Origin of the sequence: Streptosporangium sp. NPDC020072 (genome assembly GCF_040631445.1) — a bacterium.
GTDB lineage: Bacteria > Actinomycetota > Actinomycetes > Streptosporangiales > Streptosporangiaceae > Streptosporangium.
Window position 1 is genome coordinate 80,042 of record NZ_JBEYAB010000014.1, and the last position, 19,921, is coordinate 99,962.

Sequence of the window (19,921 nt, forward strand, 5' to 3'; positions counted from 1 at the left end):
TGGCGGCCCCGCCCCCTCAGCCCAGGATCCTGGCGGCCCCGAAGCCCGCCGCCAGCCCGGTCCCGCTCGCGAACCTGGACGGCGCGAAGGCCGCGAGCCGGGGGTCGGCCTCGCCGAGGACGAGCCTGGCCACGTGCTCCCCCCAGGCGGGGGCGAGCTTGAACCCGTGACCGCTGGTCCCGGCGTCGACGTAGACGTGTTCCGTGACCCGCCCCGTCACCGGCTGCCAGTCGGGGCTGACGTCGTACAGCGAGGCCCACCCCCCGGCGGGCAGGGCCCTGCGACGGGCGGGGGAGCGCCTGGCCGCGGCGGCGGCGAGCCCGGCCCTCTCCTCGGGGGCCGCCGTGCGATCGAAGTCGTCGGGGTCGGCCGGAGAGGCGGCCACCACGCCGCCGACGAGGTACTGCGTGCGGGGCTGCGGGGTCGAGTAGTGGCCTCCGGCGACGTCGATCAGCACGTACGGCACGAGCTCCGCCGTGTCGGCGGGGTCGTGCTCCATGATCGCGACGACGTGCCGTTCCACGGTCAGCGGAAGATCGACGCCGAGGGGCCGCAGCAGCGGCGCCGTCCACGGCCCCGCGGCCACCAGCAGCGCGCCCAGGTGGTGCGTGCCGCCGTCGGCCGTCGTGACGGTCACCCCTCGCGCGCCCTCCTCGACGGCGACCACGGGCCGGTTGAGGTGGAGCTCCGCCCCGTGTCCACGCGCCGCCTCGGCCAGGCCGAGCGTGGTGGCGAAGGGGTCGGCGTAACCGGCCTCCGGCTCCCACACGGCGACGGCGACTCCCTCGGTGTCCAGGTGGGGCAGGGCCTCGGGGCCGACGACCTCCGCACCGGGCCCCAGCCGCGCCGCCGCCTGGCGCGCCGCCGGGACGTCGCCGGGCCCGTGCAGGTAGAACGCCCCGGTACGGCGGAAGCCCGACTGTCCCCCGCCCGTCCGCTCGCCGAAGTCCGCAAGGAACGCGATGCCCTCACGGGCGACCTCGGCGAGGAAGGCGTCGGTGTAGTAGGCCCGGCAGATGCCCCCCGAACGCCCCGTCGGCCCCGAGGCCGGGGTGCTCCGGTCGAACACGGCGGTCGAGAGGCCCCTGCACGCGAGGTGGAAGGCCGCGCTGACCCCGTGGACTCCGGCTCCGATGATCCCGACGTCGTACGACACACCACCACATCCTCAAACCAGGTTTTGTCCCCAAAAATACCCATCTAAGCGATAGGAAAACCGGGTTTTCGGACATCTCCCAACTGGGACACGGTAAACGGAGGCCGTACGGGATCAGCCCGTGACGTCCGCCTTCTCGGTCTGTGCGGCGATCAGGGCGGCGTAGCGTCCGCCCCTGGCCACCAGGCCCTCATGGGTGCCCCGCTCCACGATCCCGCCCTGGTCGACCACCAGGATGAGATCGGCGTCCTTCACGGTGCTCAGCCGGTGGGCGATCACGATGCGCGTCTGGGTGAGCCAGCCGAGGTTGGCCTCGATCCGCGCCTCCGTCGTGCTGTCGAGATTGCTGGTCGCCTCGTCGAGCAGCAGGATCCTCGGCCGGGAGAGCAGCGCGCGGGCGAGCGCGAGCCGCTGCCGCTGACCGCCCGACAGGCCGCCTCCCTCCATGAGGACCGTCTCGTACCCCATGGGCATCGCGCAGATCTCCTCGTGCAGGCAGGCCAGCTCGGCGGCCTGCACGATCCGCTCCATCGGCGCGTCCGGGGCGTTGAGCGCGATGTTCTCCCTGATCGACCCGGTGAACAGCGACGGCTCCTGGGTGACCACGCCGAACTGGCGCCGCAGCGAACGGAGGTTGAGCTCCGACAGCGGCACCCCGTCGTAGCTGACCCGCCCCTCCGAGGGGGTGTGCAGGGCGAGCAGCAACCTGGCCAGGGTGCTCTTGCCCGCCCCCGAGGGACCGACCAGGGCGACCTTCTGCCCCGGGCTGATCGAGACCGAGATGCCGCGCAGCGTCCACGGCCCCCGGGGATCGTGCCGGAAGCCCACCCCGTGCAGCTCGATCGACCCGCGCAGCCTGAGCACCTCGATGCCCGCGGCCTGCTCGGGCTCCGAGGCGAGGATGTCGGACAGCCGGTCGAAGTGCGCCCCCGCCTGCTGGAGGCCCTGCAGGCTCGCCATCAGCGAGCCGAGAGGGGTCAGGGCGGCGCCCGCCAGGGCGTTGAGCGCGAGCAGCGCGCCCAGGGTCAGCTCTCCGTCGAGCACCCGCCACGCCCCGATCCACAGCAGCGCGAGCGGGGCCAGCAGGCGCAGGGTGCCGAGCGCGGCCTCCAGGAGCCCCTGGGCCAGGCCGCCCCGCATGTCGGCGTTGAGCTGGGTGGTGAAGTGCCTCGACCACTGCTCGACCGCCCGGTGCTCGGCCCCCGACGCCTTCAGCGTCTCGATGCCGCCGATGGCCTGGATGAGCTGGCTCTGCGTCGCGGAGAAGGCGTTGAGCTCCTCCTGGGTGAGGCGGCTGACCTTACGCGCCGTAACCAGCAGCAACAGCACCTGCGCCGCGGCGAAGCCGAGCAGGCACAGCCCCATGACCGCGTCCCAGCCGAAGACGAGGACCATGTAGCCCAGGGCGAGCGGCCCGTCGAGCAGCGCCGACAGGACCTGCCCGGTGAGCATGTCACGCAGTACCGCCACGCTGCCCGCGCGCGTCATCAGGTCGCCCTTGCCGCGCAACGCGAAATAGCGGTACGGCAGGGCGACCAGATGGGAGACCACCCCGCCGGTCAGTTCGGCGTCCGCGCTCGCCCTGATCGCCACCAGCAGGACCGAGCGGAGATAGCCGACCGCGAGCTGGGTCGCGGCGGCCAGCACCAGCCCGGCACCGATCAGCGGGAGCAGGTCACGCGCCCCGGAGGGCAGCACCCGGTCGACCAGCGCCTCGGAGAAGAACGGCAGCGCGAGGCCGAGGAGCTGCAGCAGCAGGGAGGCCAGGACCACCTGGGCGAGCAGGCCCTTCCTGCGGGCCAGCAGCGCCCGGACGAACCGGCGGCGCCAGGCGGCACCCGCGCTCGACCGGCCTTTCTCGAAACCGGGTCCCGGTTCGAAGGCCAGCAGCACGCCGGTGAAGCCCTCGTCGAACTCCTCGGCGGTGAGCCTGCGGCGGCCCAGCCCGGGATCGACGACGTCGACCCGGTCCGGCGCCCAGCGCTCGACGACCACGAAGTGCTTGAACTCCCAGTGCACGATCGCGGGCATCGGTACCCGTGCCAGGTCGGCCGGGGCCAGCGAGAAGGCCCGCGACTTCAGGCCGCACTCCACGGCCCCCTCCCGCAGCGCCTTGGCGCTGAGGCCGTCCCTGCCGATCTGGAGCCGGTCGCTGATCTCCTGCAGGGAGACGCGCCTGCCGTGGTAGGACAGGACCATCGCCAGGCAGGCGGCCCCGCACTCGGTCGCGGTGTTCTGCAGTACGACGGGCACGCGTCTCACGTCCCGCCCCCCATCCGCTCCGACAGCATCAGGGCGAACACGCCCGCCGTGACCAGCAGCAGCACGACGACCGCCCAGAGCGCGACCAGCCTGCCCGTTCCCACCGTCAGCGGGACGTCCTCACGCCTGGCCCTGCTCCGGTAGCGGCGCAGGGACTCCTCCCGGTAGATGCCGTCGCTCACGACCAGTGCCATTCGACCGTGGCCTGGGCGCGGCGCCCGGCCAGCCATTCCGAGAACGCGACCCGTCCCGCGACGGCCAGTGTCCGCTCGTCCGCACGGGCCTCCTGCCGGGCCAGCACCGTCCCGGCCAGCCAGGCCCCGCCGTACGGCACGGGCCCGGCCGTCGCCCCCGGCGCCACGTCACGCAGCGGCTCGGGGAGCTCGACGGCCGGGCGTTCCGCGATCGTCGTCTCGACGTCCCCGGCCGCCGCGAGGGCGGCGAGCCCCCCGTCGTGGACGCGCGCGAGGTCCCCCGCGCGGGCCGCGACGGCGTTCTCCTGCCCGGTGACCCAGACCACGCGCACCAGGTCGAACGCCCGGGGATCGGCCGCGAGACGGGCGGCGCCCAGCTCGGCCTCCTTGCGGCGCCGGAAGGCCCTGCGCCTGGCGATGCCGCCGATGTAGGTCTCGAACTGCTCGGGCGTCATGCCCATCTCGGTCAGCCAGGCCAGCGTCGTGGCCCGGTCGTACAGTCCCCGGCCCCTGCGGAACTCGTCGGCCGCGGCCTGCAGGTCCTCCGTGGCGACCGGCTCCGTCTCCTTGCCGACCTCGTTGAGGATCAGGCACTGGTCGACGATCTCGTCGTGCGGCGTCGCGTCACGACGGGACAGTGACTTGATCATGGTCAGCGCCTGGGCGACCGACAGGTGGACGTCGTCGACGCTGACGAGCTGGCCCGCCGCCCAGTGCGTCGAGTGGTCGACCAGCCAGGGCACGCCGTCCTCGGCCTGGACGGTGAGGGCCACCGTACCGCCCTGCGGGTCCTCGACCAGGAGGTCGAAGTCGACCACGGGGGTGCCGGGCCGTTCGTCGACGACGAGCTGGGCCCGAAGGTCCGGGTGTTCCAGCGCCCATCCGGCCACCGTCCGCCTGGCCTCCTCGACGTGGGCGCGACGGCGGGGCAGGCCGCGCAGCAGCCGCACTCCGGATTCGAGCGCGGCCGCGAAGTCGGTGCTCATCGCCCGGCCCCCGTCTCCACCACCGTCCCCGCCGCCTCGGCGGCGGCGAGCCAGTCGGCGATCGCGTCGGCGACGGGCAGCCCGGTGCGCTGCTCGACGAACCCCCAGGCGCCGTTGGGATTGATCTCAAGGAACACGTACTCCCCCTCCGGGGTGAGGATGAGGTCGATCGCGCCGTAGGACAGGCCGAGCGAGGCGACCAGGTCCGCGCACCTGCGCTCCGTCTCGCCGGGAAGCCGGTGCTCGGCGTAGCGCACCCGGTCGTCGTCGTAGTGCCGCCAGTCGTCCCTCGCCGTGCGCGAGGCCTGTGAGTCGATCTCGGCGGCGAAGACCCGCTCGCCGACCACGATCACCCGCAGCTCGACCGCCTTGGGGACGTACGGCTGGAGGATGACCGGCTCGTGCCCGAGGCGGTGGCGTGAGGTGAGGTGGCGCCGGGTCAGGACGGTGGTGTAGGCGCGGTGGTCGGCCCCGTCGAGGCTGAACTCCCCCGAGTCGATCTGTTTGGCGACGAGACGACCGCCGGCCCGCTCGTAGGCGGGGACCAGCTCGAACGGGTCGTTGGTGTAGACGGTCTCCGGCACCTGGAAGCCGAGGGCCGTCGCGCGCGCCATGTGCACGATCTTGTTGTGCGCCCTGCGCTCGGTCTCCCCGCGCGCGGGCATCCACCGGGCGGGCGTGAGCTCCCACGCGCCGTCGAGCAGGAACCGCGCCTGGCCGACCGCGTGACGGCGGTGGGAGGGATCGGTGACGGTCGCCGCCGGCGTGGGCGGGTTGGGGCGCCGCCGCCACACCGCGCGCACCTCGGCCAGGTCAAGGGGAGCCTCACCCGTCCCGGGGTCGAGCACGACGCGATGTCCCCGCCCGCCGGATGTCCCGTCGAACGCCCCGTCGAACGCCACGGTGAGGCGGCCACGCGCCGGGAAGTCGCCCGGGTCCCACCAGGTGACCGGCGCCCCACGCCGCCTCAGCCCGGCGAGCACCATCTCGACCGCCTCGTCCTCGCGGTCGCTCAGAATCAGGATCACGTCGCCCTCGTCATGGGACTCGTCACAGAAAGATCGGGACTCGTAACGCGAAACCGCCGGCCGGGCGAGAGCCCGGCCGGCGGTTCAGGTCAGCGCGGCGGAACGGGTGTGCCCGCCCCGCCGCCTATCAGACCTCCCACTCGGCGGGCTTGCCCTTGGTGTACCAGGTCACGTGCCAGCGTCCACCGGACACCTCACCCAGCTCGGCCTCCGACAGCTCCGCGCCTTCGAGCGCGAGGTCCTCAAGGCTGATCTTGCCCTTCATCAGCCCCCCCTTTCTTGCCGTGCCGGGCTTGTCGTCCCGGCCTGTCGTGCTTACGGAGAGAACGCTATGAACCTCCGCTTGTGATCACCTGGCGGATGACTTGTGAACGACTGGAGCCGCCGGTCGGCACGGCAGAACCGGCCGTGGAAACCCTCGCGCGGGCCCTTTTCGTGTCCCGGGGAAGGGCCCCGGGACACAAAAAGGGCCCGCCCCGCGATCTGGTTCGCGGGGCGGGCCTGCCGTCTGTGGAGGAGCGGCCTCAGTGCTCGGTGAGGCCGCGCCGGCCCTCACGTGGACCCGGCGCGCCGGGCTCCTCACGGATGACCTCGCCGTGGATGACGGGGCCGGAGCCCGGTGCCCGGGCCTCTCCGAAGGGGAAGCCCGGGACGTCGCCGAACGGCGAGCCCGCGCCGGGGACCGTCCTGGCGAGCGCGTCGACCCTGCGGGCCAGGAACCGGGCGCCGAACCTGCGCACCAGCGGCCTGGTGAAGGGCAGGAGGAACAGCAGGGCCGCCACGTCGGTGACGAGGCCGGGGAAGAGCAAGAGCCCGCCACCCGCGACGATCATGGCGCCGTCGGCCAGCTCACGCTCGGGCATCCGGCCGCTCTGCAGCGCGCCCTGCAGGTTCCGCCAGGCCCTGCGGCCCTCCCTGCGGACGATCCAGGCGCCCAGCAGGCTGCCCGCGAGCAGGAGAAGGACCGTGGGCCAGCCGCCGATGACCTGGCCGACCTGGATGAGCACCCAGACCTCCAGGACCGGGACCGCCAGGAAGAACAGGAGCAGCACAGAGCGCATCATTTCCTCGACTCACGCGACAAGCCGTACGACAGGGACAACGTCCGGAGGCCGCGGCGCGTTCCGCGCCCGCCCCACCGCCCTGTTCGCTCAGCGTGTACGGCGCAGCCGCCGGGGAAGCCCGGTCAGGCCCCACACGGTGATCCGCCACAGCGCCTCGACGAAGACGCTGCGGCTCATCTTGCTGGCCCCGGCGGTGCGTTCGACGAAGGTGATGGGCACCTCGGCGACACGCAGGCCGTTGCGGATGGTCCGCAGGGTCATGTCGACCTGGAAGCAGTAGCCCTGCGACTGGACGTTGTCCAGCCCGATCTTCTCCAGGGTCGAGGCGCGGTAGGCGCGAAAGCCCGCCGTGGCGTCGCGGACCGGCATGCCGAGCATCACCCGGGTGTAGAGGTTCGCGCCCCGGGACAGCAGTTCCCTGGGGATGGGCCAGTTGACGACCCTGCCGCCGGGCACCCACCGGGAGCCGATCGTCAGGTCGGCCCCGCGGGTCAGCCGCTTGAGCAGCTTGGGCAGTTCCTCCGGCTGGTGGGAGCCGTCGGCGTCTATCTCGACGAGGACGTCGTAGCCCTCCTTGAGCCCCCAGCGGAAGCTCGCGATGTAGGCCGCGCCGAGTCCCTGCTTGCCGGGACGGTGCAGTACGTGGACGTGGTCGTCCTCGGCCGCCAGGCCGTCGGCGACCTCTCCGGTGCCGTCGGGGCTGTTGTCGTCGGCGACCAGCAGGTGCGCCTCGGGCACCGCGGCGCGCAGCCTGCCGACGATCATCGGCAGATTCTCCCGCTCGTTGTACGTCGGGACGATGATGAGCACCCGGCCGAGCATCTGCTCCATCATGCTTCTCCCACCTGCTCCGCCGGGCCCTCGGTCGGGGCCGGGATGCGCTTTCTCTGCAGCCGGGAGGCGGCGAGCGCGCCCGCACCGACAAGAATCAGGAGCCACTGCGGCAGTGAGCCGACACGGGTGGCGACGGTCTGGGCGGTCCGCACCGGGACGGTGAGGACGCCCGAGGCGGGAACCAGTTCACCGGTACGCCAGGCGATTTTTCCTTGGGGGGTCACGTAGGCGGATATACCCGTGATCGCGGAGGTGATCACCGCCCGGTTGTGTTCGACCGCGCGCAGCTGGGACATGGCCAGTTGCTGGGCCGGCAGGTTCGTCAACGCGTAGGTGGCGTTGTTGGTCTGTACCACCAGGGGGCTGGCGCCGGTCCGCGTGGTGTCGCCGACGACCTCGTCGAAGGCCACCTCGTAGCAGTTGATCGCGCCGACGGTCACCGGGCCGAGCCTCAGGTCTCCGTCGCGGGTGCCGGGCACCGACTGCTTGCCGACCAGGGAGGCCCGCTCGAACAGGGCCAGCACGACGTCCTTGAACGGGGTGTACTCCCCGAAGGGGACCAGCTTCTGCTTGTCGTAGTAGGCGCCGGGCCCGGTGACCGGGTCCCATACCAGGCTGCGGGTGGCGCGGTTGTTCTCGCCGACCCCGACCACGGCGCCGACCAGGACCGGGACCCCGATGTCCTTGACCGCCGCGTCGATCTGCGCTCTGGCGAAGTCGCTGCGGTAGGGGTCGATGTCGGTCGAGTTCTCCGGCAGCACGACGAGGTCGGGCTTCTTGACCGTGCCCTGCCGTACGGCCTGTGCCATCTCGTGGAGCATGCGGACGTGGTTGCCCAGGACCACCGCGGGTTCGTCGCCCAGGGGGTGCATGCCCCTTCCCGGGACGTTGCCCTGGATGACCCCGACGGTGACGGTCCTGCCCTCGTCGCCGGGCCTGGGCACGGCGAACGCGGCGGCCGGTACGGCCAGCGCCCCCACCAGCGGCAGCACGACCGGCACGGCGCCTCGCGTGGCCCTCCTGGAGATCCTGAGGGCCGCGAGCGCGAGCAGTCCGCCGCACAGCACGACCGCGAAGCTCACCAGCGGCGCGCCGCCGAGGGCCGCGTAGGGGGTGAAGGGCGTCTCACCCTGGCTGAAGGCGACCCGCGCCCAGGGGAAGCCGCCGACCGGGAACGTCCCCCTGGCCCACTCCATCGCCACCCACAGCGCGGCGCCCCACAAGGGCCACAGCGGCAGCCGGGAGGTCAGGGTGGCACCCACCGCCCAGGCGCCGTAGAAGAGGCTCTCAAGCGCGACCAGGCCCAGCCAGGCGTCGTCTCCGATGGGGCTGACCCAGTGCAGGGCGGGCAGCAGGAAGGCCAGGCCGCCGAGAAGGCCGAGCCACAGCGCGCGACGGGCGCGGACGCCGTGCACCGCGAGGGTGAGCAGCGCGACACCGGGCAGCGCGAGGAACCACAGGCCGATCGGAGGGAAGGCGAGGTAGAGCAGCGCCCCGCCCGCCACGGCGCCCATGGCCCGCATGGCCAGACGCCCGCGCGTGGCGGGCGTGCCCGGTCCCGTGCCCGGCGGAGCGCCCGGCGGGACCGCCCCCGGCGCGGGGCCGGCCGTCTTCTCCTGCACCACGGGCGGGGCTCCTCGATGACGTCTGGACGGGTTGACATCCGATCCTGACCCGTCTTTCTAGCCCGAACGGTACCGCCCCACCGCCGCTCTCCCAAAGCGTCTGCGGCCCCTGTTCCAAAGCGCGAGTTCAGAGGCCTGCCGGGCGTGGGTTCGACGGCCCGCGAACGGCAACGGGGCGGCTCCCGGCTGGGAACCGCCCCGACGCTTGCGCGCTCGCACGGGAGCGGGAAGAGGGCCCGGACGACCCTTCGGACCGGTTCCGTCCCGTCGGCGGCGAGCGCGGATTGCCGTTGTCTACTGGGTGTCCAGGCCCCTCCTGGGTCCAACCCCCCGCCCGGATGGAGTGCCCCGCCTCGACGAAGCGCCCGCCCTGCGCCTGGCTGTACGGACGGGGTGACCCCCCGTCACGGGCGCAGGAACCGGCGATGCCGAAAGACGGCCAACCGGCCAGTCCCGTGCTGGACTGGGCAGCAAACTACCGACCCCAGCGCAGATGTCAACCGTGTCACCAACAGCGGAAACACCAAGTTTCCGCAGCTGGGGCATGATCGACGAGAGCCGTCAATGCTCTCATGTGATCCGATGTCGCTCAAGTCGAGCGAGCGCTTCGGGCAGCGGCCCGGTGTGCACGACGCCAAGACGCTGGGTCGCCCTGGTCATCGCGACGTAAAGGTCACTCGCGCCGCGCGGCGACTCGCTCAGGATCAGCTCCGGTTCGACCACGATGACCACATCGAACTCCAGACCCTTGGCCTCGGCGACGGTCATCACGGAGACCGGGGCGTCCAGCGCGGCGCTGCCGCGTCCCCGGACGGCACCCTCGACGGACCCGGCGAGCGCCGCGCCGGTCTCCTCCGCCGACGACTCCGGCACGATCACGACCGTCCGCCCGCCCTCGACGGCCTCCCTCCTGACCAGCTCGGACAGGCGGTCCGCCGGGGAGGCGACCCACGGGCTCGTCCCGGTCTCCCTGACCGAGGTCGGCGCGCTCAGGCCGGGACCGACCAGGCTGAGCACGTCGGCCGCCACGGCCATCAGCTCACTCGGGGTGCGGTAGTTGACGGTGAGCTCCTCCTGCCGCCAGCGCCCGGCCACGTACGGGTCCAGCATCCTGCCCCAGGAGCGCACGCCCGCCGAGGAGCCGGTCTGCGCGAGGTCGCCGACGATCGTCATCGAACGGCTCGGGCAGCGCCGCATCACCATCCGCCAGTCCATCGGCGAGAGCTCCTGCGCCTCGTCCACGATGACGTGCCCGAAGGCCCAGGTGCGGTCGCCCGCGGCGCGCTCGGCGGTTGTGAGGTATATCTCGTCGTCCATGTGCCTGGCGGCGAACCGCTCCGCGTCCATGATCTCGGAGAGGCCGGTCAGTTCGAGCACCTCCCTGGCGTAGTCGAGCCGGTGGCGCTGTTCCTCCTCGGCCGCGACACGCGCGGCGGCCTGCTCCTCCTCCGCCATCCACGCCCCGGCCCGCAGCACCGCAGGGTCGATGTCGCCGAGCAGTTCGGCGGCCTCGTCGAGCAGCGGCACGTCGGAGGGGGCCCACCAGCTCTCCCCCTTGCGGGGCGGTTCGCGCAGCAGCAGCCCGCGCTCGGCCTCGCCCAGTTCGGCGGCGGCGTAGTCGAGCCGCTCCCTGGAGGTGAACAGCCCGATGAGGAGCTGCTGCGGGGTGGTGTAGGGCCACAACCTGTTCAGCGCGGCCTTGACGGGCTGTTCGGTGCGCAGTTCCTCCCGCAGGTCGGCCAGCTCGTCGTCGTCGATCGCGCCCTTGCCGATCAGCCGGGCGGCCTGCCTGGCGAGGGCGTTGAGCAGGTGGCGGACGAACACGGCGCGGGCCTCGTTGTGCGCCCTCCTCGACCGGGCCGCCCGGTTGCGCGCGGCGTCGAGCAGGCGGGCGTCGAGGGTGAGGGTGTAACGGTCGAGGCGGATCTCGACCGGTTTGCGCGGCACCCGCTGCCGCTCCCGTACGGCCCTGGCCACGACCTGGGCCATCCGCTCGTCGCCCTTGATCGCGGCGACCTCGGGGCGTTCCCTGACCGTGGCGGTGATCCCGGGGTAGAGCTCGGCGACGGTGGAAAGCAGCACGTCGGTCTCGCCGAGGGAGGGCAGCACCTGCTCGATGTAGCGCAGGAAGGTCAGGTTGGGCCCGAGGATGAGCACTCCCCTGCGGGCGAGTCTTTCCCGATGGGTGTAGAGCAGGTAGGCGGCCCGGTGCAGGGCGACCACGGTCTTGCCGGTGCCCGGCCCGCCCTGCACGACCAGCACGCCGTCGAGGCCGGAGCGGATGATCCGGTCCTGCTCGGTCTGGATCGTGGCCACGATGTCGCGCATCCGCCCGGTCCGCCTGGCGTCGATGGAGGCCAGCAGCGCGGCCTCACCGTTGAGGGTGCTGACGTCCTCCTCTGCGAGGTTGTCCAGGTCGAGCAGGTCGTCGTCGATCCCGATCACCGTGCGGGCCTTGGTCTGCAGGTGCCTTCGCCGGACCACGCCCATCGAGGACGCCGGGGTCGCGGCGTAGAACGGCCTGGCGACCGGGGCCCGCCAGTCGATCAGCAGCCGCCGCTGGTCGTCGTCGGCCAGGCCGATGCGGCCGACGTAGAGGGTGGTCTGGTCGGCGCCGTCGAGCCGCCCGAAGCACAGGCCGTTCTCCACCGCCCACAGCCGGCCCAGCCGCTGGGCGTACATCCCGGCGAAACTGTCGCGCTCGGAGCGGTTCTGGTGCGTACCGCCGCCCCCGCCCTGGGCCAGCACGTCGTCAAGCTGACGCTGGGTGCGTTCGCGCAGCAGGTCGAGCCGCTCGTAGAGCCCGGAGACGTACTCCTGCTCCCGATCGAGCTCGATTTGACGGGTTGCCTTCGCTCCATTATGGTTGATACTAATGGGATACTCCGGGCCATTGTGCTAATTGTTGTGACAAACCACCACTTTAGCAGGTCCGTTGAGACACCCGGCCATTCTCCGGCCATCACAGGTTCATTGCGGCGTCCCCACGACGCTTGACGCGGCTGAGCAGGGTTCCTTAAGTTTATTTAAGGTTAGGAAACTTTCCTAACTCCGCCCTGCGGGTGACCGTACGAACATGCCCGGACACGGAGGACCTGTGACCCAGCCCACCCCGGGCACTCCCAGCCTGCTGCGGGCGATCAACGATCGGGCGGCCCTGCAGGCGCTTCTGGAGCGCGGGCCGCTGACCCGCCCGGAGATCGGCGCCCTCACAGGCCTGTCCAAGCCCACAGCATCCCAGTTGCTCGCCCGGTTGCAAGAGGCGGGGCTGGTCGTGCTCAACGGCATCCGTGAGGGACTGCCCGGCCGCACCGCGGAGGTCTACCGCCTCAACCCCGAGGCCGCGCACGTCGCCGCGCTCGACGTCACCCACACCCACATCGACGCCAGGGTCGCCGACATCACCGGGACCGTGATCGGCATCCACCGCCTGGTGACCCCCGACCCCTCCGACGACCTGGTCGGACGGGTCCGGGCCGCGCTCGACGGCGCGGGCGCCCCCGTGGACCTGAGGCGCGTCGTCATCGGCGTGCAGGGCGCGCTCGACCCGGGCACCGGCAGGATCGGCTACGCCACCAGCAGGGACCTGCCCGGCTGGCACATCCCCCGCCTCGTCGAGACCCTCGGCGAAGGACTCGGCGTCCCGGTATCGGTCGAGAACAACGTCAACCTCGTCGCCCAGGCGGAGCAGGCGCACGGCGCCGCGCGCGGGCACCGGGACTTCGTGCTGCTGTGGGCCGACGAGGGCCTCGGCTCCGCGCTGGTGCTCGGCGGCAGACTGCACCGGGGCGCGACCGGCGGCGCGGGCGAGGTCGGCTACATGCCCGCGCCCGGGGCGCCCACCGCCCGCGAGAGCGGCCGCTACGCCAACCACGGCTACCAGGCCCTCACCGGCGGCCCCGCCGTGCTCAGGATCCTCAGATCGTACGGCGTGCCGGGCGCGACCTTCAGGCTGGCCGTGAGCAACGCCGTCCTGGCCGCCGAGGGCGGCGGGGCACGGGCGGGCGACGCCCGCGCCGGGCTGCGCGAGGTCGCCTCCCGGCTGGCGGTCGGCCTGGCCTCGATCACCTCCGTCGTCGACCCCGAGCTGATCGTGCTGACCGGCGGGACCTTCATGGCCGGCGGCGAGACCCTGCGGGGACTCGTCGAACGCGAGCTGCACACGCTGACCATCCCCCGTCCCCCGCTGCTGCTGTCGGCCGTCGAGGGCAACCCCGTCCTCACGGGCGCGCTCGACCTCGCCCTCGCCGCCACCCGCGAGGAGGTCTTCAGCTCGACCGTGCCGACCTGAGCCGCCTTCACCCCCTCCCCCACCAGCAAGGAGCAGCCGTCGTGCGCCGACGTCCCCCCGCCCGCGTCCCGGCACCGCCGGGGTGAGTCCCCTTCCGGCCGCCGCGGCCCAACCGCACGGTGACGGCCCGTCCTCGGGCACGGCACCGGTGATCACCGTTTTCCCCTACGCCCGGAGAGTTCCCGTCCAGGGCGTGACGTTGACAGGAGTAGACAGATGAAGCTCGCCGTAGTCGGGGGCGGCTCGACGTACACACCGGAGCTGATCGACGGATTCGCCCGGCTGCGGGACGAGCTGCCGATAACCGAGATCGCGCTGGTCGATCCCGACCCCACCCGGCTCGGGCTGGTCTCGGGGATGGCCCGCCGCATGCTGGAGCACGCCGGCCACCCGGCCAGGGTCGTGGCGACCGCCTCGGTCGAGGAGGGCGTCTCCGGAGCCGACGCCGTACTGCTCCAGCTGCGGATCGGCGGCCAGGCCGCGCGCAACGTGGACGAGACGCTGCCCCTCGAATGCGGATGCGTCGGCCAGGAGACCACCGGCGCGGGCGGCCTGGCCAAGGCCCTGCGCACCGTCCCCGTGGTGCTGGACATCGCCGAGAAGATCCGCACGCACGCGCCCGACGCCTGGATCGTCGACTTCACCAACCCGGTCGGCATCGTCACCAGGGCGCTGCTCGAGGCCGGGCACCGGGCCATCGGCCTGTGCAACGTGGCCATCGGCCTGCAGCGCCGCTTCGCGGCGGGGCTCGGGGTCGCCCCCGAACGGATCTCCCTCGGCCACTTCGGCCTGAACCACCTGACCTGGGTGCGCTCGGTCAGCCTCGACGGCGTCGACGTGCTGCCGCGAACGCTGCGGGAGCCCCTCGGCGAGGAGGTCGCCGAGGCGATCGGCCTTCCGCTGTCCCTGATGCGCCACCTCGGCGTGGTTCCCTCCTACTACCTGCGTTACTACTACGAGCACGACGCCGTGGTGGCCGAGCAGCGCAGCAAGCCCTCACGGGCCGCGGAGGTCGCGGCGATGGAGGCCAGCCTCCTGGAGATGTACGCCGACCCGTCGGTGAACACCAAGCCCGAACTGCTGGAGAAGCGGGGCGGCGCGTTCTACTCGGAGGCGGCGGTCGCGCTGATCGCCTCACTGCTCGGCGACCGGGGCGACGCCCAGGTGGTCAACCTGCGCAACGACGGCACCCTGCCCTTCCTGCCCGACGAGGCGGTCATCGAGGTCCCGGCCACGATCACCGCGGCCGGGGCGCGCGCGCTGCCCGTGGCCCCGGTCGAGCCGCTCTACGCGGGGCTCATCGCGCACGTCACGGCCTACGAGACCCTGGCCCTCGACGCCGCGCTGCACGGCGGCCTCCGGCGGGTCTCCGACGCGCTGCTCGCCCACCCGCTGATCGGCCAGGCCTCACTGTCCGACGACCTCGCCCGGCGCCTCATCGAGGCCAACCGCGCCCACCTGCCCTGGGCGACGGAGTGAGGACCGTACTGGCGGTCGACGGCGGCAACAGCAAGACCGACGTCGCGCTGGTCGCCGAGGACGGCTCCGTCCTCGGCACCGGCCGTGGCGGCCCCTTCCAGCCGCAGATCTCGGGGGTCGGCACCGCCGTCGACGCGATCGCCGAGGCCGTGAGGGCGATGCTCGGCCCGGACGCCGCTCCCCCGTTCGCCGGCCACGTGGCCGCCTACGTGGCCGGCGCCGACCTGCCCGCGGAGGAGGAGATCCTGCGTGCGGAGATCCTCGCCAGGGGATACGGCGAGGACGTGGTCGTCGGCAACGACACCTTCGCGCTGCTGCGCGCCGGAGCCTCGGGGCCCGCCGGGGTCGCCGTGGTCTGCGGGGCGGGCGTCAACGCCGCGGCGGTCTCCCCGACCGGCGAGGTGGCGAGGTATCCGGCCCTGGGCAAGCTCACCGGCGACTGGGGCGGCGGCTTCGGCCTCGGCGAGGAGGCGCTGTGGTCCGCCATCCGCGCCGAGGACGGCAGGGGCCCGGAGACCGCGCTGCGGGAGGCGGTGCGCGAGCACTTCGGCACCCGCACGGTTGAGGAGGCCTGCCTCGACATCCACTTCGGCCGCACCCCGATCGACAGGCTGCACGAACTGGTGCCGGTGCTGATGACCGTGGCGTCCTCGGGGGACGAGATCGCCCGGTCCCTGGTGACGCGGATGGCCGAGGAGGTCACCGTGCTCGCGGTGGTCGCGCTGCGCCGTCTCGGCCTGCTGGAGACCCCGATGGAGGTCGTCCTCGGCGGTGGCGTGCTGACGGCCCGCGACCCGCTGCTGAACGGCCTGATCGAGGAGCGCTTCGCCGAGCGGGCCCCCCAGGCCAAGCTGATCGTGGCGGACGCTCCGCCGATCATGGGCGCCGCCCTGCTTGGCCTGGACGCCTTCGGCGCGACCGAGGAGGCCAAGGCCGCGCTGCGCGCCCACTTCCACGCGGCGGTGTAAGGGAAGTCGCCCCGTACGGCCCGCGACGGCCGTACGGGGCACTCAGGCCTGTTCCACGGCCTTCTCGTCGGGTTTGTCGTCGGTCTTACCCGCCTGCCCGCCGATCAGCTCGGGCGCCCGGTGTTCGTACGGCGTGCTGAGCACGACCGTCGTCCTGGTCGAGACGTTGGCCGAGGTGCGGATCTGGTTGAGCAGCTCCTCCAGCGCCAGCGGCGAGGCGACCCTGACCTTGAGGATGTAGCTCTCGTCCCCGGCCACGCTGTGACAGGCCTCGATGGCGCCCAGGTGGGCCAGCCGTTCCGGGGCGTCGTCGGCGGCGGCCGGGTCGATGGGCTTGATGGAGACGAACGCGGTGAGCGGCAGCCCGATCGCGTCGTAGTCCACGAGCGCCGCGTATCCCCTGACGACCCCGCGTTTCTCCAGCCTGCGCACCCGCTGGTGCACCGCGGAGACCGAAAGCCCGGTCTCCCTCGCGAGGTCGGTGAAACTCATCCGGCCGTCTCTGGCCAGTAACGTCACGATCCGACGGTCGATCTCCTCCATCCGGACAACGGTAACGGGCCGTGGGACGGCGCGCGCAGCCGCATGGTCACGGCATGGTCCCAACCGCCCCACGTGTGCCGGCCGGTCGGCGGCGGCCGTACATTCTCGGCATGAGCAACCTGGAACGCGAGCCCCGGGAGACGGAGTGCGGCGGCCCGACCGGCCGCGCCGGCGCCGCGGCGGGCCCGGCCGGTGAGCTTCTCACCGGCCGTGAGGTGGTGCTGGGCGGCCCACGGGGCATGAGGGTGACCCGGACCCTGCCCGGCCGCGACGTGCGCATGGTCGGGGCGTGGTGCTTCCTCGACCACTACGGCCCCGAACGGACGGCCATGCGGGTGCCCGCGCACCCGCACACCGGCCTGCAGACGGTCAGCTGGCTCGTCGAGGGCGAGGTGCTGCACCGCGACTGCCTGGGCAGCGAGCAGGTGATCCGGCCCGGCAGTCTCAACCTCATGACGGCGGGCCGCGGCATCTCGCACTCCGAGGAGTCCCCCGCCGGGCGTGACCTGCACGGCGTGCAGCTGTGGGTCGCGCTCCCCGCCGCGCACCGGGGGACGGAACCCTCCTTCGAGCACCACCCGGTGCTGCCGAAGCTCACCGGGCCCGGCTTCACGGCGAAGGTCCTGATGGGCGAGCTGGGCGGCGTCGTCTCCCCGGCCCGCGTCCACAGCCCGCTGACCGGCGCCGAGATCACCCTGGAGGAGGGCGCACAGGTCACGGTCCCGCTCAGACCGGACTTCGAGCACGCCGTGCTGAGCCTGTCCGGCGCGGTGCGCGCCTGCGGAACGGACCTGGCTCCGGGGCCGCTGCTCTACCTGGGCACGGGCCGCTCGGAGCTCACCCTGAGCGCCGGGGCGCCCGCGCGCCTCATGCTGCTCGGCGGCGAGCCGTTCGAGGAGCGGATCGTGATGTGGTGGAACTTCGTCGGCCGCGACCACGACGAGATCGTCCGGTTCCGGCAGGAGTGGATGACGGGCGAGGCGTTCGGCGTCGTCCCCGGCGCGCCGGGGACCCGACTGCCCGCGCCTGACCTGCCCGGGACCCCGTTGAAACCACGGGGCCGGCACCGCTGACGCCGACGCGGGCGGCGCCTCTGACAAGCTGGACGTGGAGTTTCCGAAGTCCTGGGAGGCAGTCGTGGCCGATGAGTTCGACGTGGTCGTTGTGGGCGCCGGGCCCGCCGGGGAGAACGTCGCCGGACGTGTGGCCCGGGGCGGGCTGAGCGTCGCGGTGGTCGAGGAGGAGCTGGCCGGCGGTGAGTGCTCCTACTGGGCGTGCATCCCCAGCAAGGCTCTGCTGCGCCCGGTCGAGCTGGCCGCCGAGGTCGGGCGGGTCCCGGGTCTCGGGACGACGCCGATCGACACGGCCGCCGTGCTCGCCCGGCGCGACGAGGCGGTCTCGCACCTGGACGACGGCGGCCAGGTCGGCTGGGTCGAGGGCCTGCCCGCCGAGTTCGTGCGGGGCAGGGGACGGCTGGCCGGCCCCAAAGTGGTCGAGGTGACCGGGCCCGACGGTTCCGTCCGGACGTTGCGCGCCCGGCACGCGGTCGCGCTGGCCACCGGGAGCCGCCCGGCCTTCCCGCCGGTCGCCGGGCTGGCCGGGGCCTCTCCGTGGACGAGCCGCGAGGCCACCTCGGTGCGGGAGGTCCCCGGGCGGCTGGCCGTGCTCGGCGGAGGCGTGGTCGCCTGTGAGATGGCGCAGGCCCTGCACGGGCTCGGCGCGCGGGAGGTGACGCTCCTGGTGCGCGGCGGTTCGCTGCTCGGCAGGGTCGAGCCGTTCGCCGGGGAGCTGGTCGCGGAGTCGATGGCGGCCAGGGGGATCGAGGTGCGCACCCGGGCCGAGGTGACCCGGGTCGAACGGCCGGCTCCCGGCGGCCCGGTGACCGTCCACCTGGCCTCCGGGCCGCCCGTGGAGGCCGACGAGCTGCTGGTCGCCACCGGACGCTCGCCCGCGACGGGGGACGTGGGCCTGGCCTCCGTCGGGCTGCCCGAGCGGGGCCCGGTCGAGGTCGACGACAGCATGCGCGCCGTCGGCGTCGGGGACGGCTGGCTGTACGCCGTCGGCGACGTCAACGGCCGCGCCCTGCTCACCCACATGGGCAAGTACCAGGCGCGGGTGTGCGGCGACGTGATCGTGGCCAGGGCCAGGGGGGAGCGCGACGACCTGCCCGCGCTGCGCGCCGTCGCCGACGGGTACGGCGCGCCGCAGGTGGTCTTCACCGACCCCCAGGTCTGCGCGGTCGGCCGTACCGAGGCCGCGGCCAGGGCCGAGGGCTTCGACGTGCGCGCGGTCGAGTACGACCTCGGCTCGGTCTCCGGTGCCTACCTGCTGGGGGACGGCTATCGGGGCAGGGCAAAGGCGGTCGTCGACGAGCGGCGGCGGGTCCTGCTCGGGGTGACCTTCGCCGGTCCCGGGGTGGCCGAGCTGCTGCACGCGGCGACGGTCGCCGTCACCGCCGAGGTGCCGCTCGAACGGCTCTGGCACGCCGTACCGGCCTTCCCCACGGTCAGCGAGGTGTGGTTGCGGCTGCTTGAGGAGTACGGCCTCTGAGGGACACGCCCGGGCGAGGGGGCGGGGGACGGTCATGGAAGATCTTCCCGGTCCCCTCCCCGGTGCTCCTTCCGCGTGCCCACCGGGGATCGCGGCTTTTGTCCCATAACCTCTCCACCTGCCGAGGTTCATGTTTTGGCCAGCGAAAAAAATGGTTTTTTGACTGGTTTGTCATATTTTAGAAACAGGCGGGAACCAATGGAAAGGATACGGTTTCGGCAGGTACATGGAGCGGACCAGGGCGTGCAAGGGGGGCGAAATGGCAGCCATGGAGAAGGGCATGCACAGCAACCAGCACGAAACTCCCTGGCAGGTCGACTTTCAGGCGCTGGACAGACGTGAACGCCTGATCATCAAACGAATGCTCGCCGGACTCGCGCTGGGCATGGTGCTGGCCGTGGCCGGCGAGTCACTCGCCGAGGTGCTTCCCCCGTCGGTCACCATGGCCTACGACCCGTACGTCTACGGGCTACTGGTGCTCGTCATGACCCGCGGTTCGACCAACGCCTGGTGGGCCGCGCTCAACGGGCTGCTGGCCACCGCCGGCCTGACCGCGGGCCACGTGGTCGCCCACGCCCTCAACCACGACGAGACCCTGCTCGCCCAGGCCAACGAGAGCTGGCAGATCGCCCTGAGCGTCACGATGGTCGGCTTCGGCGTCGCGGGCTATCTCAGCCGCAGGAACGGCCTGAGCGGCGACGTGGCGGTCGGGGCGTTCACCGCCCTGGTGTGCACCGAGGGGCGGGAGATGCAGCAGGCCGCCCTGGTTCCGCACGGCGGCCCGGCACCGGCCGGTCCGTGGCCGCTGGTGGCCCTGGTGCTCCTCGGAGTGTGCCTTCCCCTCCTGCTCCGCCCGACCGCCCCGTCACGGCTGCGCACCCTGATGATCACCGTCGGCTGCGCAGCCGTCCTGGTCGGACTGTCCATGCTGTGACGAGGCC

The 19,921-nt window shown here is 72.7% G+C and carries 17 protein-coding genes; 6 read left to right on the forward strand and 11 right to left on the reverse strand.

The window, feature by feature from the left end; genetic code table 11:
- Positions 1–16: 16 nt before the first annotated feature.
- The 10 genes from ABZ470_RS30625 to ABZ470_RS30670 form a co-directional block, all read right to left on the reverse strand.
- Entirely contained in the window at positions 17–1,156 is a 1,140-nt protein-coding gene (locus ABZ470_RS30625) for an FAD-dependent oxidoreductase (protein WP_362915805.1), read from the reverse strand.
- Positions 1,157–1,270: 114 nt separating this feature from the next.
- On the reverse strand, positions 1,271–3,418 hold the full coding sequence (locus ABZ470_RS30630; protein WP_362915807.1) for a peptidase domain-containing ABC transporter: 2,148 nt from the start codon (positions 3,416–3,418) through the stop codon (positions 1,271–1,273).
- Positions 3,415–3,612 carry a hypothetical protein gene (locus ABZ470_RS30635; RefSeq protein ID WP_352013051.1) on the reverse strand — a complete coding sequence of 66 codons (198 nt, stop codon included), beginning with the start codon at positions 3,610–3,612 and terminating at the stop codon, positions 3,415–3,417. Before ABZ470_RS30635 ends, ABZ470_RS30630 begins: the two co-directional genes overlap by 4 nt.
- Positions 3,597–4,598, reverse strand: a complete 1,002-nt coding sequence (locus ABZ470_RS30640) for a TIGR04500 family putative peptide maturation system protein (RefSeq protein ID WP_362915809.1) — start codon at positions 4,596–4,598, stop codon at positions 3,597–3,599. Before ABZ470_RS30640 ends, ABZ470_RS30635 begins: the two co-directional genes overlap by 16 nt.
- The gene (locus ABZ470_RS30645; protein ID WP_362915811.1) at positions 4,595–5,626 is read right to left on the reverse strand and encodes an MvdC/MvdD family ATP grasp protein; all 1,032 of its coding nucleotides are present in this window, start codon (positions 5,624–5,626) and stop codon (positions 4,595–4,597) included. Before ABZ470_RS30645 ends, ABZ470_RS30640 begins: the two co-directional genes overlap by 4 nt.
- 127 nt (positions 5,627–5,753) lie before the next feature.
- Positions 5,754–5,891 carry a putative ATP-grasp target RiPP gene (locus tag ABZ470_RS30650; protein WP_352013054.1) on the reverse strand — a complete coding sequence of 46 codons (138 nt, stop codon included), beginning with the start codon at positions 5,889–5,891 and terminating at the stop codon, positions 5,754–5,756.
- Between the two features lie 259 nt (positions 5,892–6,150).
- Positions 6,151–6,690, reverse strand: a complete 540-nt coding sequence (locus ABZ470_RS30655; RefSeq protein WP_352013055.1) for an FxsA family protein — start codon at positions 6,688–6,690, stop codon at positions 6,151–6,153.
- Positions 6,691–6,777: 87 nt separating this feature from the next.
- Entirely contained in the window at positions 6,778–7,521 is a 744-nt protein-coding gene (locus ABZ470_RS30660) for a polyprenol monophosphomannose synthase (RefSeq protein ID WP_352013231.1), read from the reverse strand.
- The gene (gene lnt / locus ABZ470_RS30665; RefSeq protein WP_362915813.1) at positions 7,521–9,149 is read right to left on the reverse strand and encodes an apolipoprotein N-acyltransferase; all 1,629 of its coding nucleotides are present in this window, start codon (positions 9,147–9,149) and stop codon (positions 7,521–7,523) included. Before lnt ends, ABZ470_RS30660 begins: the two co-directional genes overlap by 1 nt.
- A 570-nt stretch (positions 9,150–9,719) precedes the next feature.
- A complete protein-coding gene (locus ABZ470_RS30670; protein ID WP_362915815.1) occupies positions 9,720–11,897 on the reverse strand; it encodes an ATP-binding domain-containing protein in 2,178 nt (725 codons plus the stop codon).
- Between the two features lie 349 nt (positions 11,898–12,246).
- Between ABZ470_RS30670 and ABZ470_RS30675 the strand changes: the two genes are divergently transcribed.
- From ABZ470_RS30675 to ABZ470_RS30685, 3 genes are all read left to right on the forward strand, one after another.
- Complete coding sequence (locus ABZ470_RS30675) at positions 12,247–13,440, forward strand: ROK family transcriptional regulator (RefSeq protein ID WP_362915817.1); 1,194 nt, start codon at positions 12,247–12,249, stop codon at positions 13,438–13,440.
- 216 nt (positions 13,441–13,656) lie between these two features.
- Positions 13,657–14,919 carry a 6-phospho-beta-glucosidase gene (locus ABZ470_RS30680; RefSeq protein WP_352013059.1) on the forward strand — a complete coding sequence of 421 codons (1,263 nt, stop codon included), beginning with the start codon at positions 13,657–13,659 and terminating at the stop codon, positions 14,917–14,919.
- The gene (locus ABZ470_RS30685) at positions 14,916–15,887 is read left to right on the forward strand and encodes a BadF/BadG/BcrA/BcrD ATPase family protein (RefSeq protein WP_352013060.1); all 972 of its coding nucleotides are present in this window, start codon (positions 14,916–14,918) and stop codon (positions 15,885–15,887) included. Before ABZ470_RS30680 ends, ABZ470_RS30685 begins: the two co-directional genes overlap by 4 nt.
- 42 nt (positions 15,888–15,929) lie before the next feature.
- Here ABZ470_RS30685 and ABZ470_RS30690 read toward each other — a convergent pair whose 3' ends face one another.
- Positions 15,930–16,430, reverse strand: coding sequence for an Lrp/AsnC family transcriptional regulator (locus ABZ470_RS30690; protein WP_352013061.1), 501 nt, complete (start codon positions 16,428–16,430; stop codon positions 15,930–15,932).
- Positions 16,431–16,540: 110 nt separating this feature from the next.
- Between ABZ470_RS30690 and ABZ470_RS30695 the strand changes: the two genes are divergently transcribed.
- From ABZ470_RS30695 to ABZ470_RS30705, 3 genes are all read left to right on the forward strand, one after another.
- Positions 16,541–17,503, forward strand: a complete 963-nt coding sequence (locus ABZ470_RS30695; protein ID WP_362915819.1) for a pirin family protein — start codon at positions 16,541–16,543, stop codon at positions 17,501–17,503.
- Between the two features lie 64 nt (positions 17,504–17,567).
- On the forward strand, positions 17,568–18,980 hold the full coding sequence (locus tag ABZ470_RS30700; RefSeq protein ID WP_362777481.1) for an NAD(P)/FAD-dependent oxidoreductase: 1,413 nt from the start codon (positions 17,568–17,570) through the stop codon (positions 18,978–18,980).
- A gap of 259 nt (positions 18,981–19,239) precedes the next feature.
- Positions 19,240–19,914: a hypothetical protein gene (locus tag ABZ470_RS30705; RefSeq protein WP_352013064.1), complete on the forward strand. Its 675-nt coding sequence runs from the start codon at positions 19,240–19,242 to the stop codon at positions 19,912–19,914.
- Positions 19,915–19,921: the final 7 nt, after the last annotated feature.

Coding starts and splice junctions, on each gene's coding strand:
- ABZ470_RS30635 (WP_352013051.1), bottom strand. CDS start 3,612: ATGGCACTGGTCGTGAGCGACGGCATCTACCGGGAGGAGTCCCTGCGC.
- ABZ470_RS30640 (WP_362915809.1), bottom strand. CDS start 4,598: ATGAGCACCGACTTCGCGGCCGCGCTCGAATCCGGAGTGCGGCTGCTG.
- ABZ470_RS30650 (WP_352013054.1), bottom strand. CDS start 5,891: ATGAAGGGCAAGATCAGCCTTGAGGACCTCGCGCTCGAAGGCGCGGAG.
- ABZ470_RS30655 (WP_352013055.1), bottom strand. CDS start 6,690: ATGATGCGCTCTGTGCTGCTCCTGTTCTTCCTGGCGGTCCCGGTCCTG.
- ABZ470_RS30660 (WP_352013231.1), bottom strand. CDS start 7,521: ATGGAGCAGATGCTCGGCCGGGTGCTCATCATCGTCCCGACGTACAAC.
- ABZ470_RS30680 (WP_352013059.1), top strand. CDS start 13,657: ATGAAGCTCGCCGTAGTCGGGGGCGGCTCGACGTACACACCGGAGCTG.
- ABZ470_RS30690 (WP_352013061.1), bottom strand. CDS start 16,430: ATGGAGGAGATCGACCGTCGGATCGTGACGTTACTGGCCAGAGACGGC.
- ABZ470_RS30695 (WP_362915819.1), top strand. CDS start 16,541: ATGAGCAACCTGGAACGCGAGCCCCGGGAGACGGAGTGCGGCGGCCCG.
- ABZ470_RS30705 (WP_352013064.1), top strand. CDS start 19,240: ATGGCAGCCATGGAGAAGGGCATGCACAGCAACCAGCACGAAACTCCC.